This is a genomic window from Campylobacter sp. BCW_6873, assembly GCF_001762365.1.
GTDB lineage: Bacteria > Campylobacterota > Campylobacteria > Campylobacterales > Campylobacteraceae > Campylobacter_D > Campylobacter_D jejuni.
Genome location: NZ_MJWS01000104.1, coordinates 64,584 through 77,877, shown reverse-complemented (window position 1 = coordinate 77,877; position 13,294 = coordinate 64,584). Strand labels below are relative to the sequence as shown.

The window sequence follows — 13,294 nt, the reverse complement described above, 5'->3', positions numbered from 1 at the left end:
ATGTTTGTAACAATAAATTAAAAATTTATTTAAAAATTGTAATTTTAAGATTTATTAAAATATTAGTTAATTAAAATTTAAGCATTGTAAATTACATTACCAATATCAAAGGATAAACAATGGATAGAAAGAAAATTCCCTTGTTGGTGCTGTGTATTTTAATTGCAGCTGTGTTTTGGCTTATGCCTACTCCTGTAGGTTTGGAAGATAATTCTTGGCATTTTCTTGGGCTTTTTATTGCTGTGATTATGGCAGTGATTTTGCAAGTAATGCCTTTTGGGGGCTGTTTGTATGATGGCTATTGCCATAATAGCTCTTAGTGGCATTACCACTACCCAAAGTTCTGTGCGTGCTACACATATAAAAACTCTTGAGGGAATTGTTTTAAGAGATAATTCTAATATCTATAAAACAACTATGGATGAGGCAGTTGAAGCCACTATTTTGCAGGCTTTAATCAATGCTAATATAAGTAGAAATTTAAAAGCAAAAGTTAATGAAATTTTAAAATCAAGCACAGATATAAATTACCAGATTGAAAATCTAAGTAAAATTTACACCAAGGCTACTTCAAAAACTTCTACGCAATAACTTATTGATGAGACTAAAATTTCAGCTTTAAATACTTTAGCACTTGATTTTTTATCTCAAAAGAGTATAGATGAAAAAGTAAATACTGCTATATGAAATTTAAAATCTAAAACGGGTATAAAAGACGCTTTAAGTGGTTTTTCAAATTCTCTTATTTGGCTTATAGTTATTTCTATTATTGTGGCTCGTGGAGTTATTAAAACAGGACTTGGAGAGCGTTTAGCTTATCATTTTATCAGTATTTTGGTAAAAAAACCTTAGGTATTGCTTATTCTATAGCTTTTTGCGAAACCATTTTAGCTCCAGTTACTCCTTCAAATACTGCAAGAGCAGGGGCTATCATAAATCCTATAGTTCAAGCTATTGCAAGAAGTTTTAAATCCACTCCTGAAGATGGAACGCAAAATAAAATAGGCACTTATCTTTCTTTGGTAAATTATCAAGCCAACCCTATTTCATCAGCTATGTTTATTACAGCTACAGCTCCAAATCCTTTGGTGGTTGATCTTATAGCACAAGCTACAAATTTAGAAGTGCATTTAACTTGGGGGCAATGGGCTTTAGGGATGTTTTTACCTGGTATAGCTGCTATGCTTTTGATGCCTTTGGTGCTTTATTTTCTCTCTCCGCCAGAAATTAAATCCACGCCTAATGCTTCCACTTTTGCTAAAGATAAATTGAAAGAACTTGGAAAAATGAAAAATAGTGAAAAAATCATGCTCAGTGTTTTTGTCTTGCTTTTGCTTTTATGGGCTGGGACTTTTGGTTTGCTTTTTGGAATTTCTCTTGATGCGACTAGCGTGGCTTTGCTTGGGTTGTCTTTGGTGTTGATTAGTGGAGTTTTAACTTTTGGGGAAGTTTTGGCTGAAAAAGCTGCTTGGAATACTTTAGTATGGTTTTCAGCTCTTGTAATGATGGCAACTTTGCTTGGCAAACTTGGTGTTACTCAGTTTTTAGCTGAAGCTTTAGGTGAATTTGCTTCTGCTATGGGACTTGGGGAAATTTCTATTATGATATTTTTAAGCCTTGCTTTTTTATATACGCACTATTTCTTTGCTTCTACTACAGCTCATATATCAGCAATGTTTTTTGTTTTTTATAGCGCAGGGCTTGCCTTAGGAACACCACCACTTCTTTATGCTTTTATTATGATAGCTTCAGGTAATGTTATGATGGCATTAACTCACTATGCAACAGGAACAGCTCCTGTTATTTTTGGAACAGGCTATGTAACTCTTAAAAAATGGTGGAGTATAGGTTTTGTGATTTCCATAGTTGATATAGTAGTGATGATAGCTGTTGGGCTTTTTTGGTGGAAAATTTTAGGATTTTATTAATAATTTCTAGGAATTAATTCCTAGAAATTATTCTATAAAACCGCTTGCTATGACTTTATCATGATCATAAAAGACTGCCATTTGTCCGCTAGCAAGTCCATAAACAGGATCTTTTAGAGTGATTTTTGCACTTTTATCTTTATAAATTTCTACCTTGCAAGGTGTAGATTTTGAACGATAGCGGATTTTTACTTCGCAATCAAGCTCTTTAGCATCTATAAAAAGATTGATATTTTTTAGCTTAAATTCACTGATTTTAAGTTCTTCTTTGGTTCCTACGATGATTTGATTTTGCTTGGGATTGATTTTTAAAACAAAATGTGGTTCATGTGCCCCACGCACTTCAAAGCCTCTTCTTTTGCCTATAGTATAGTGCATATAGCCCTCATGTTTGCCTACTACTTTTCCGCTGCTATCTAATACTTCTCCAGGAATTTTTGTATCCATAAATTGATCTAAAACTTGCACATAAGTATCTTCAACAAAGCAAATTTCAGAACTTTCCTTTTGAGTGGCAAAAGATTTTAAAACCTCTATAGTGGAAGCAAATTTTTTCACATCTTCTTTTTTCATTTCGCCTAGCGGAAAAATAAGATATTTTAAAGCTTCTTTATCTGCACTGGCTAAAAAATAGCTTTGATCCTTGCTTTCATCTACTGCGGTTTTTATTAAGTTGTTTTCAAGTCTTGCATAATGTCCTGTGGCAAGTTTTTCACAACCTAAACTTTTAGCAAATTCTAAAAGTTTTCCAAGTTTGATAAAACGGTTACATAAAGCGCAAGGATTTGGTGTTTTACCCTCTTTATAAGTATCTACAAAAGGCATATAAACTTTGTTTTTAAAATCTTCTTGTAAATCTAAAATATGATAAGGAATTTGTAAAAAATTTGCAACTTTTTCTACTTTTTTGATATTTTCTTCGTGGTAATTTGGTTTGCCATGAAGCTTCATATAACAACCTATAACTTCATGACCTAAATTTTTAAGTTTATAAGCAGTGACTGTACTATCAACTCCACCGCTCATAGCGACTAGAATTTTCATTAAATTTCCTTTAAAGTATTAATTATAAAATCCAAGTCGTCAGTGATTTTATACTTTAACTCATCTCCTTTAGAAATCACTTCAAGTTTGAGCAAAGAATTTCTGACGAACTCATCAAAACCTCGCCAAAATTCACTCCCAAACAAAACAATAGGAACATCTTTTTTAAATTCTAATTGTTTTAATGTAAGAATTTCACACAATTCATCAAGTGTTCCAAAGCCGCCCGGGAAGATCACAAAAGCTAGACTCTTTTCAATAAGAGCCATTTTGCGTATGGCTAAGCTCTCAAAAGTAATATTATATTCTACAAAATCATTAAGTTTTTGCTCGTGAGGTAAAAATATATTAAACCCTACAGAACTCATTGAATTTGTATTATTTTTTTGTGAAAAAGCACCTTCGTTGGCTGCACGCATAATACCTCCTCCTCCACCGCTTATCACACAAAAACCATTTTGAGCACATTTTTGTGCCAAAATTTTAGCCTGCTGATAATAAAAATTATCTTCTTTAAGTCTTGCTGAACCAAAAAAAGTAACAGCCTTTTCTAGTTCGGGTATATTTTCAAATTTTTCAACATCTTTTATGATTTTTGTATCCATCAAATACCTTTTTTAGCAAAACTATAAAAAATGATTATAGCTAATTTTTTTAAATTTATAGAGTAATTTTATCTTAATTGCTCTAATCTTTCTTTTTTAGATCCGATTTCTGTGATTTGAACACCAAAGTTACCATCGACAATTACTACTTCACCATAAGCAATTCTTTTATCTCCGATTAAAATTTCAAGCGGATCATTTGCAAGTTGATTAAGCTCTACAACTGAACCTATATCCATAGTTAAAACATCTTTTAAAAGCATTTTTTTATTGCCTATACGCACACGAACAGGTAAGCGTACATCCATGATAAGATTGATATTTTTAAGTTCTTCGCTAAGCATGATTGTTTTTTCTTCAGTATTGTGATTAGAATCAGTGCTTACATTTCCTGTTTCAGCAGGTTTCCCGCTTAGGATGTTATGGAGTGTTTGATCCATGGCTAAAGAAACTTGTTCTTCTAAATCGCCTATTTTTACATCATATAAAAATAATTTTTTAAAATCTTTAAAATCTACGCTTTCAGGCACAAATTCACAAGATTCTATACTAAAATCCATTTTTGGAATGTCTTTTTGGGCTCCTAAGGTTGTAGAAAATGCTGAAACGATGTTTTGGATAGCTTCTTTAGCTGCATCCATTTCATCAGGACCTAGTTTATCGTTTTTGGTGATCTCTTCTTCACCCATCATCCATTCACCAATAGCACTCATTAAAACAGCACCAGCTAAAATTCCTATTTTTCCACCATTTGCTATATCAAATATAGCATACACTAAAGGTGCTTTTAAAGTATCACTTGCATTGACATCAAATTCTTTATATTCGCTAAATTCAGCACTTTTTCCTGTTAAACCTTCAATGGTGCTGATGCATTCATTTGTAAACATTTTTAAAAAATCATTGATCATATTTCTTCATCCTCCTCTTCAGGCTCATCATAAACACTAGCTTTAGCTTTACGTTCTTCTTCGTATTTTTCCAAAATTTCTTTGATTTCATCTTTATCTGTGCGTATGAGTTCTAAAATTTTAATAGATTTTCTAAAACGATGCAATCCAATTTGTGCTAAGAAAACATCTTTTTTATCGATGCTTACTATAGCTTTATCATCTGCTTCTCTATCAAGCCTTAAAATATCGCCTTGTTTAAGTTCTAAAAATTCATGAACATTAATTAAGGTTTTTCCTAAAATTGCCTCATATACCACTTCAGCACGACCGATTAAAGTTTTAAGTTCTTTGTTACGTGATTTTTTGGCTGAGGTTTCACCCATCATAATATCGCGGTTTGCCAAACGGCTTAATATACTTTCTAAATGCACTACAGGATAGCAGATATTTACCATTCCGCTTGAATTTCCTATGATGATTTCCATTACCACCATGATAACAATCTCATTTTGAGATACGATTTGTACAACATTTGGACTTGATTCTTTAGCTTCAATACTAGGATAAATTTCAGTTACAGTAGCCCAGCTTTCTTTAAGTCTTTGCATAATGATACGCAAAATAGAATCAAGCAAATTAAGCTCAATATCCGTAAGCTCACGCGAAGCTTCATAGCTATCACCTTGACCACCTAAAAGCCTGTCTATCATAGGAAAAGCTATGCTTGGATTGATTTCTAAAACACAGTTTCCATCTAAGGGTTTGATAGAAAAAACGTTAAAGCTTGTTGGACTTGGTAAAGACATTAAAAATTCTCCATAAGTCATTTGATCGACTGAATGAAGTTTAGTTTCAACAATACTTCTCATCATCGATGAAATTTGAGAGGCTAAATTTCTTGCTAATTTATCATGTATGCCTTTGATTGTCCTAAGTTGTTCTTTTGAAACTCTGTTGGGACGCTTAAAATCATATACAACGATATTTCTTTCATCTTTTTCATCTTTTGAATTTGAGGCTATGGGTGTGTCGGTGTTATCATCGACAACTTCAAGCAGGGCATCAATTTCTTCTTGGGAAAGTATCTCAGCCATTACACTAGCCTTTCTCTAAGTTTTTTAAGGAGTTTTTTGTGAATTTGTGAAATTCTGCTTTCACTGATTTGTAAAATTTCACTGATTTCTTTTAGGCTTAATTCTTCATAATAATAAAGCTGAATAATTAACTGATCGCGCTCTTTAAGATCATCTAGCACTTTGTGAATTTTTTCTAAAAGTTCTTCTTTTTCAATTTTTTCTAAAGTATTGTCTTCGTTATAAAGTTCGATTTGCTCATCGATGGGCAGGGTATAGCTAATAGCATGAGCTGTTCTTACCTCTTTGATTTTTTCTACATCTAAATCAAGTTTTTTGGCTAGATACTCATCATCAGGTTCGCATTCATTCTCAAGGAAATATTCATCCATGATTGCATCAATATCTTTAATAATTTTGCGATTATTGCGACTCATTACATCAAGACTTCTAAGATAATCAAGCATAGAGCCATTAACTCTTTTTCTTGCAAAACCCCAGAAGTTATCATTTTGTTCTTTATCGTAACGGCGTGAAAGCTTTATCATTTCTTCAACGCCTATGCTAATAAGATCATTAACATCTATGCTTGAAGGCAAGCGTTCTTTTAGTCTAAAAGCCATAGCACGTAGGGCTGGCATGTAAGAAAGCACAAGCTCATCTTGCTCTTTCTTTAGCATTTGTGCATAAGCTTTAGGCGGCTCTTTTAGCATTTCTTCGTCTTTCTTTGGATTCATTTTTCTTTAGCTCTTCTCTTTCTTCATTGAGCTTTTCTAAAATTATATCCATTTTCTTTTCACGAATAACTAAATCGTTGATAATATTATTGCTAGTTTTTTCATAATCGTGTTTATTAAAGATTCTGCCACTAATTTTCTTTACATCTATAAAATTCATAATAGCAATATGAACAAAAACATAAAACATAAAAGTAATAAAACAAGTAAAAATCAGTATATCAAAGGCTTCATCTATACTAATAATGCTAAATGCAAGTCCTATAAAAAATCCACAAACAGTGAAAAATGCTACGTAATTTTCTGGCCTCATAATCTCTTCTCTTTATTGCTAAAATCTTTCAATAATTTTTCTAAAAAAACTTGAAAAACTACGATTTGAAACATTATCAAGCACTTTCCGTTCCAATCTATATAAAAGCTTGGAAGCTAGGGCTTTAAGCTCATCACTTGAGGCTGTGTTTTCATCGCTAAATAAAGTTCTTTTTTTAATACTACCACTTACATCTTTAGAAGCGCTTAAATGACCTAAGAATTCTAAATTTAAAGGATTTTTAATGTTTGCATCTGCAACTTTTTTAATATTTTCAAAAACTTTTAAAGCTTCATTTTCATTTTTTACAACATTAAAGAGCATTAGTAAATTTTCTTTTGTCTTAGAAGTTGTTTTTATGGTTGCATACGCATCAGTGATTGCTGCAGGATCAGGAACAGTTACTACTATAACTTCATCAGCCATTTCTAAAAAATTTAAAATATTTCCACCAATACCCGCGCCTGTGTCGATAATAAGAAAATCAAGCTCATCTAAAATACTTGCTTGATTTAAAAATCTCTCGTAAATATTTTTATCATTATATTTTAAAATCTCATCTCCACTTTCGCCTGGGATGAGCCATAAATTTGGCTTAACTTCTATTAAAATATCTTCCAAGGAGCATTCTCCACGTAAAACATGCAAGAGATTTTTTTGTATGCGTACATTTAAAATGACATCCAAATTTGCCAAGCCAATATCAGCATCAAAAAGCCCAACTTTATAGCCATTATTTGCTAAAACATTGGCTAGATTTGCGCTAATCGTACTTTTTCCAACGCCACCTTTTCCACTTGTAATAGCTATAAAATGAGTGTTTTGGGATTTTTTGGTTCCATTTTGACTCATGAGATTGCGAAGTTTATTTGCTTGGTTATTCATTATTTTTTCCTTTATTAAACCCTTCTAAAATACAATGAACTAGAAAATCACTATTGGCTACTTCTAAATCATCTGGCACTTCTTGTCCTGTAGAGAAAAAGCTTAGAGGAATATTCGTTTCATAAATAAGAGAGAAGATATTTCCAAAAACCTTTGTTTCATCAAATTTAGTAATAATCAAAGTATCAATATTTAAGAATGAAAAATTTTTATAAATTTCCATTAAATCTTCATGTTTGGTGTTTGCAGAAACCACTAAATTTACATCAATTTCTGCATTTGAGTGCATTAAAAATTCTTTAGTTTTAGAAAGTTTACTTTGATCGTATTGTGAATTTCCTATAGTATCAACCAAAATTACTTCGCAATTATTTAAGCTTTTTATCGCTTCATCTAAATCCTTTGGTTCTATGCTATCAATAATAGGAAGTTTCATCATTTTTGCATACTGAAAAAGTTGCTCAACCGCACCGATTCTATAAGTATCAAGCGTAATAATACCTGTTTTATAACGCTTATCTCCATAAGCATAGCGAAAAGCTAACTTAGCTAAGGTTGTTGTTTTTCCGACTCCTGTTGGGCCTACTAGCATCATGATTTTTTGTTTTTTTATATCGCTTTCAACACGACAAGGCAAGATATTTCTTAAAAGTGAGTGAAAATATCTTTGAACCGCATCTTTGTTGGTTTTCATAGCAGCTGGCATATTTTCTATAGTTGCCTTCATAATCGCTTCTAGATGATTTTCAAGCATTCCACTTTCTTTGGCTTGTTTATAAATACTTGCAAATTCAGGAGGTATCATAAGATTTTTTCTAGCTTCGGCTTTATCGTCCCACATCATATCTGCAAGAAGATCTATTTTATCGTTAAGCTTGTTGATTTGTTTTTCAAATTGCTTTTCAAAATTTTCTATTTTTTTATTATAATTTAGATTAGGGGTGTAATTTTCTAAAGGTGTGTTTGTGACTTTAGAAATTTCATTACTAACTTCACTTAGCTTTTCTTTAAAATCATCAAAGTCTAGAGTCTTATTTTGATGAGGGTTGATTTTGTTTTGTGGAAAATCTTGATAGGTTTTTTTAGTTAAGTCATTGTTTTTTACAGTGTTTAAATTTCTATTTAAGCGAGTATTTGAGAAATCCAAGACTACATCTTCATCTTCTTGAGGGATTTGAGATCTAATTTTTTCTTCTGCAAGAGAGGTAGAAGATGGTTTTGGCGAGCTTTTTTTTGCAGGTAAAGATTTCCCTTGTTTTTTTAAGTGTTCTTCATAGTCGCTTTCTTCTATGGCTACCATAACCTCATAAAGTGCATTGCGATTTAAGGTTTTAGGACGAATTTGTTTATTTGTTATAATTAAAGCTTTATCTCCGTAATCTTCTTTTACTTTGGGTATAATTTGTTCTGTATCTTCAACAGTAAAAGTATGTATAAGTTGTCCCATATTATATTCCTTATATCATGCCTAAAGGCAAAATTACACTCACTCTTTCTTTAGCCCCTTTATGAGGCACCTCACACCACTTATCACGCTTGACTTTTTGTGAAAAGTATAAAAGATCTAAATCAAGCGTTCTAGGAGCGTTTTTGAAAGTTCTCTTGCGTTTAAATTTTACTTCATAATAAAGTAAAACTTTCAAAAGTGCTCGTGCATGCAAATTAGTTTGTATCAACATAACAGCATTGGTAAAATCTTTTTGCTCTTTAAAACCAAAGGCTTCATTTATCAACATAGGAGATGTGGATAAAATTTTAAATCTTTTATCATCCATCATTACTCGAAAAAGCATATCAAATCTTTTTTTTTCAGGTTCTATATTGCTTCCTAAGCCTATAAGGGCTAAATATTTAAAAGATCGTATATTTTGACTAAAAAAAGGAAAAAAACGACTTTTTTCAAAGTGTTTTACTCCTTGAATTTTTAGCATTATTATTTATTCGTTTGTTGTGCTTGTTGCATCGCGCGCAAATTTTTTATTTGTTCGCAAATTTGAATTACGCCCATTAAAGCCAAGTGATAGCCAAAAGGACCAAAACCAACAATAGTTCCAGAACATACAGGTGCTATAAGACTTTTTTGACGAAATTCTTCTCTACGATAAACATTGCTAATATGCACTTCAATTGTAGGCAAAGCTACTGCTGCAATAGCATCGCGAATAGCTACTGAAGTATGAGTATAACCTGCTGCATTGATAATAATTCCATCAACTGTTCCAAGGCATTCTTGAATTTTATCTACGATTTCACCTTCAAAATTACTTTGGAAAAAGTCAAGTTCTACATTGTTTTGCGATGCTGCAAGTTTCATTTGCTCATGAATTTCTTCCATTTTCATAGCACCATAAATTCCCACTTCTCTTACGCCAAGCATATTAACATTTGGGCCTTGGATAATCATTATTTTCATGGATTTAACCTTAAAAATTTATTTTTAACCTTTTATTATAACATTTTAAAAATAAATTTTTGCTACAATGTAATTTTTGAAAGGAAAATCGTGTTTATAGCTGCTGCAAGATATCTTTTTTTATGCGATGAAGATTTTACAATACTAGAAAATCAAGCCTTTGTTTTTGAAGATAAAATTTTAGAATTGGGTGAATTGGATAATTTAAGAAAAAAATATCCCAAGGCTAAAATCATCAAAACACCTAAAAATTCGGTTATTTTACCTGCTTTTATAAATCCTCACACACACTTAGAATTTAGTGCAAATTCAACAACTTTACATTTTGGAGAATTTTTAATTTGGCTTAAAAGTGTTATAAATTCTCGTTCTATGTTAAATGCACAGGCCAAAGAAGAATTAATACTTCAAAGCATTAAAAAAATGCAAAAAAGCGGTATAGGCACTATAGGTGAAATTTCAAGTTTTGGGAGTGATTTAGATCCTTGTTTAAAGGCTAGTCAAAAGGGTATGCGTATAGTATTTTTTAATGAAATTTTGGGTACAAATGAAAATCAAGTTGAAGATAAAAAACAAGAATTTTTAAAAAGATTTGAAAATTCTTTGAAATTTAAAAATGATTTTTTTATTCCAGCAATTTCGATTCATTCTCCTTATTCAACTCATCCTAGTTTGGCTTATTTTGCTCTTGATTTAGCTAAAAAGCAAAATTTACTAGTTAGTACGCATTTTTTAGAAAGTAAGACTGAAAATATCTGGCTTAGAGAGTCTAAAGGGGGTTTTAAAAAATGGCTTGAAAATTTTACACTTCACCCTAAGCCTCTTTATACAGCAAAGGATTTTGCTAAACTCTTTAAAGGAGTAAGGACTCTTTTTACACATTGTGTTTATCTAAAAGAATATGAATGGTTAGATAAGAATTTACATTCTATTACACATTGCGCATTTTCAAATCGCCTTTTAAGTCAAAAAAGCTTAGATTTAAAAACAGCTTTAAAAAGTGGATTGAATATCCATTTAGGAACCGATGGACTTAGCTCAAATATTTCATTATCCTTACTTGATGAAATGCGCGCGAATTTGCTTATACATAAGAATTTTGATTTATTGGAGTTAGCTTCTAAGCTTTTGCAAATGGTAACACTTTATCCTGCAAGGGCTTTAAATTTAAATTTAGGAGAGCTTAAAAAAGGTAAAATTGCTGATTTTAGCGTATTTGAGCTAGGAGAATGTGATAAAAAGCAAGCTCCTTTGCAGTTTATTTTAAATGCTAAGGAAGTGGATAAATTATTTATAAAAGGAAAAGAATGCAAATTTTAAAATCATTTTTTAAGGCTTTAGGGTGTGGAATAAAATTTATCAATACTTATTTTAAAACCTTTGTTTTATTGTTGATTGTTATATGGATTTTAATGTCTAGTGCAAATTCAAGCTCCAATCTTGCAAATTTAGAACGCATTGATTTAAAGGGTGAAATTTTTGATAGCTCTGCGGTTTTAGAAAAAATTATCAATGCTAAAAATGATAGCAATATCAAAGGAGTGCTTTTTGTTGTAGACTCTCCTGGTGGAGCTTTTGCTCCTAGTATGGAACTAGCTCTAGCTATAAAGGATTTAAAAATTAAAAAGCCTGTGCTTGTCTATGCAAGCGGAACTATGGCAAGTGGAAGTTATTTAGCAGGAGTTGGAGCAAATAAAATTTTAGCCAATCCGGCAAGTTTTATAGGCTCTATCGGTGTGATTATGCAAGGAGCTGATTTAAGTGGATTGGCTAATAAACTCGGTATTAAAGAACAAACTATTCAAGCAGGTGAATTTAAAAGTGCTGGAACTTTTGCAAGAGCTTGGAATGAGAATGAAAGAAATTTTTTACAGGGTTTAATTGATCAAAGTTATGATCTTTTTACAGGTTTTGTTGCTAAGGAAAGAGCATTAGATCTTAACAAAAAAGATCAATGGGCAAATGCAAGAGTGTTTTTAGCTGCCAAGGCTAAGGAGCTTGGTCTTATAGATGAGCTTAGTAATTATGAAAATGCTAAAAAGGAGCTTGAAAAACTTGCTAATGTTTCAAATCCCGTTTGGAAAGAAGAAAATAAGATTGATAAATTTCTTAACCGCCTAGAAGGACAAGCATCAAACTTGATAAGTAAAAGCTTAATCGAAATCGCTTATAAGACTAATAGCAGTTTTATAAACGCTAGATAAAATATATAAATATTTTTATTTAATTTTTGTAATATTTTTATGCAATAATTATTTATATTTTAGATAAGGAGTAAAATAATGAAAAAAAATATTGTTTTTTTTGAAGTTAAAGGTGGGAGTGATAAAGGTGAAGATGGTTATAGAAAAGATACTATACCTATGGTAAATGCCTTAAAAGCTAAGGGTTGGAATGCTGAGGTGATTTTTTTTGAAGTGAGTAAAAAAGATGAAATTTACAAATATGTGAAAGAAAATTTTGATGGTTATGTTTCTCGCATCAATCCTGGCAATCTTAAAGAAGAAAATGAGTATTTTGATATGTTAAGAAAACTTTGTGCTGATAAGCTTGTAGGTATGCCTCATCCTGATGCTATGATAGGTTATGGTGCTAAAGATGCACTTACAAAATTAGCAGATACTGATCTTGTTCCAAGCGATACTTATGCTTACTATGATATTAAGACTTTTAAAGAAAATTTTCCAAAAAGTTTGGCTAAAGGTGAAAGGGTTTTAAAGCAAAATCGTGGCTCTACAGGAGAGGGAATTTGGCGTGTGAGTGTAGAGGGTAGCGTTAGTGGAGATAGTTTGCCTTTAAACACAAAAATCAAGTGTACGGAAGCTAAGGATAATCATGTAGAACATAGAGAGCTTGGGGAATTTATGGATTTTTGTGAGCAATATATCATAGGTGATAATGGTATGCTTGTGGATATGACTTTTTTACCGCGCATTAAAGAAGGTGAAATCAGACTTTTAATGCTTTATAACACTCCTGTAAATGTAGTACATAAAAAACCAGCCGAAGATGCCGATGCTTTTTCTGCTACGCTTTTTAGTGGGGCAAAATATCGTTATGATAAGCCAGAAGATTGGAAAACTTTGGTGGATATGTTTTTAGGCGAGCTTCCTAAGGTAAGGGAAAGATTAGGCAATTACGACTTACCATTGATTTGGACGGCTGATTTTATTTTAGATACTGATGAAAAGGGCAATGATAAATATGTTTTAGGCGAGATTAATTGTTCTTGTGTAGGCTTTACTTCTCATTTAGAGCTTGCTGATGAAGTGGCTTCAAATATTATTAATATTGTAAGTAAAACTAAGGCTTAGTTTTTAAGTTTAATGTCCATTTTATTATTGAAAAATGGACATTCTTTTTCTATTGTTTTTAAGTTTGAGCTATATTCTATTGGGAAAAA

Annotated in this window: 13 protein-coding genes and 1 pseudogene; 4 read left to right on the top strand and 10 right to left on the bottom strand. The window is 31.7% G+C overall.

The annotated features are described in order from the left end of the window. The first annotated feature begins 119 nt into the window (after positions 1-119). Positions 120-1,928, top strand: a pseudogene (locus AJ932_RS09000) (DASS family sodium-coupled anion symporter). Between the two features lie 27 nt (positions 1,929-1,955). Here AJ932_RS09000 and mnmA read toward each other — a convergent pair. From mnmA to aroQ, 10 genes are all read right to left on the bottom strand, one after another. Continuing rightward, positions 1,956-2,972, bottom strand: a complete 1,017-nt coding sequence (mnmA, locus tag AJ932_RS08995) for a tRNA 2-thiouridine(34) synthase MnmA (protein ID WP_070276104.1) — start codon at positions 2,970-2,972, stop codon at positions 1,956-1,958. After that, the gene (locus AJ932_RS08990) at positions 2,972-3,577 is read right to left on the bottom strand and encodes a TIGR00730 family Rossman fold protein (protein ID WP_070278760.1); all 606 of its coding nucleotides are present in this window, start codon (positions 3,575-3,577) and stop codon (positions 2,972-2,974) included. The genes mnmA and AJ932_RS08990 overlap by 1 nt, the downstream gene beginning before the upstream one ends. Before the next feature lie 68 nt (positions 3,578-3,645). Next, on the bottom strand, positions 3,646-4,488 hold the full coding sequence (fliY, locus tag AJ932_RS08985) for a flagellar motor switch protein FliY (protein ID WP_070210676.1): 843 nt from the start codon (positions 4,486-4,488) through the stop codon (positions 3,646-3,648). Beyond that, the gene (gene fliM / locus AJ932_RS08980) at positions 4,485-5,564 is read right to left on the bottom strand and encodes a flagellar motor switch protein FliM (RefSeq protein WP_002851710.1); all 1,080 of its coding nucleotides are present in this window, start codon (positions 5,562-5,564) and stop codon (positions 4,485-4,487) included. Before fliM ends, fliY begins: the two co-directional genes overlap by 4 nt. After that, a complete protein-coding gene (locus tag AJ932_RS08975) occupies positions 5,564-6,256 on the bottom strand; it encodes an RNA polymerase sigma factor FliA (RefSeq protein ID WP_032603269.1) in 693 nt (230 codons plus the stop codon). The genes fliM and AJ932_RS08975 overlap by 1 nt, the downstream gene beginning before the upstream one ends. After that, complete coding sequence (locus tag AJ932_RS08970; protein WP_002854547.1) at positions 6,237-6,593, bottom strand: hypothetical protein; 357 nt, start codon at positions 6,591-6,593, stop codon at positions 6,237-6,239. Before AJ932_RS08970 ends, AJ932_RS08975 begins: the two co-directional genes overlap by 20 nt. Before the next feature lie 18 nt (positions 6,594-6,611). Beyond that, entirely contained in the window at positions 6,612-7,478 is an 867-nt protein-coding gene (gene flhG, locus AJ932_RS08965; RefSeq protein WP_002854691.1) for a flagella biosynthesis ATPase FlhG, read from the bottom strand. Continuing rightward, positions 7,471-8,925: a flagellar biosynthesis protein FlhF gene (gene flhF / locus AJ932_RS08960; protein WP_044779360.1), complete on the bottom strand. Its 1,455-nt coding sequence runs from the start codon at positions 8,923-8,925 to the stop codon at positions 7,471-7,473. The genes flhG and flhF overlap by 8 nt, the downstream gene beginning before the upstream one ends. A gap of 10 nt (positions 8,926-8,935) precedes the next feature. Continuing rightward, the gene (folK, locus tag AJ932_RS08955; protein ID WP_002851803.1) at positions 8,936-9,409 is read right to left on the bottom strand and encodes a 2-amino-4-hydroxy-6-hydroxymethyldihydropteridine diphosphokinase; all 474 of its coding nucleotides are present in this window, start codon (positions 9,407-9,409) and stop codon (positions 8,936-8,938) included. 2 nt (positions 9,410-9,411) lie between these two features. Beyond that, the gene (aroQ, locus tag AJ932_RS08950; protein ID WP_044779361.1) at positions 9,412-9,891 is read right to left on the bottom strand and encodes a type II 3-dehydroquinate dehydratase; all 480 of its coding nucleotides are present in this window, start codon (positions 9,889-9,891) and stop codon (positions 9,412-9,414) included. Positions 9,892-9,981: 90 nt separating this feature from the next. Between aroQ and AJ932_RS08945 the strand changes: the two genes are divergently transcribed. The 3 genes from AJ932_RS08945 (at position 9,982) to AJ932_RS08935 (ending at position 13,205) form a co-directional block, all read left to right on the top strand. Next, a complete protein-coding gene (locus AJ932_RS08945) occupies positions 9,982-11,211 on the top strand; it encodes a metal-dependent hydrolase (RefSeq protein ID WP_070276106.1) in 1,230 nt (409 codons plus the stop codon). Then, positions 11,199-12,095 (top strand): signal peptide peptidase SppA, encoded by an 897-nt coding sequence (gene sppA, locus AJ932_RS08940; RefSeq protein ID WP_044779363.1) that lies wholly within the window; start codon positions 11,199-11,201, stop codon positions 12,093-12,095. The genes AJ932_RS08945 and sppA overlap by 13 nt, the downstream gene beginning before the upstream one ends. 78 nt (positions 12,096-12,173) lie before the next feature. Further along, positions 12,174-13,205: a Cj0069 family protein gene (locus AJ932_RS08935; RefSeq protein ID WP_002933934.1), complete on the top strand. Its 1,032-nt coding sequence runs from the start codon at positions 12,174-12,176 to the stop codon at positions 13,203-13,205. The last annotated feature ends 89 nt before the right edge of the window (positions 13,206-13,294 follow it).

Bases quoted from the DNA above. Each gene is read 5' to 3' on its own strand.
- aroQ (WP_044779361.1), bottom strand. From the start codon at position 9,891: ATGAAAATAATGATTATCCAAGGCCCAAATGTTAATATGCTTGGCGTA.
- fliM (WP_002851710.1), bottom strand. From the start codon at position 5,564: ATGGCTGAGATACTTTCCCAAGAAGAAATTGATGCCCTGCTTGAAGTT.
- folK (WP_002851803.1), bottom strand. From the start codon at position 9,409: ATGCTAAAAATTCAAGGAGTAAAACACTTTGAAAAAAGTCGTTTTTTT.
- AJ932_RS08935 (WP_002933934.1), top strand. From the start codon at position 12,174: ATGAAAAAAAATATTGTTTTTTTTGAAGTTAAAGGTGGGAGTGATAAA.
- flhF (WP_044779360.1), bottom strand. From the start codon at position 8,925: ATGGGACAACTTATACATACTTTTACTGTTGAAGATACAGAACAAATT.
- fliY (WP_070210676.1), bottom strand. From the start codon at position 4,488: ATGATCAATGATTTTTTAAAAATGTTTACAAATGAATGCATCAGCACC.
- AJ932_RS08970 (WP_002854547.1), bottom strand. From the start codon at position 6,593: ATGAGGCCAGAAAATTACGTAGCATTTTTCACTGTTTGTGGATTTTTT.
- flhG (WP_002854691.1), bottom strand. From the start codon at position 7,478: ATGAATAACCAAGCAAATAAACTTCGCAATCTCATGAGTCAAAATGGA.
- AJ932_RS08975 (WP_032603269.1), bottom strand. From the start codon at position 6,256: ATGCTAAAAGAGCCGCCTAAAGCTTATGCACAAATGCTAAAGAAAGAG.
- mnmA (WP_070276104.1), bottom strand. From the start codon at position 2,972: ATGAAAATTCTAGTCGCTATGAGCGGTGGAGTTGATAGTACAGTCACT.
- sppA (WP_044779363.1), top strand. From the start codon at position 11,199: ATGCAAATTTTAAAATCATTTTTTAAGGCTTTAGGGTGTGGAATAAAA.
- AJ932_RS08990 (WP_070278760.1), bottom strand. From the start codon at position 3,577: ATGGATACAAAAATCATAAAAGATGTTGAAAAATTTGAAAATATACCC.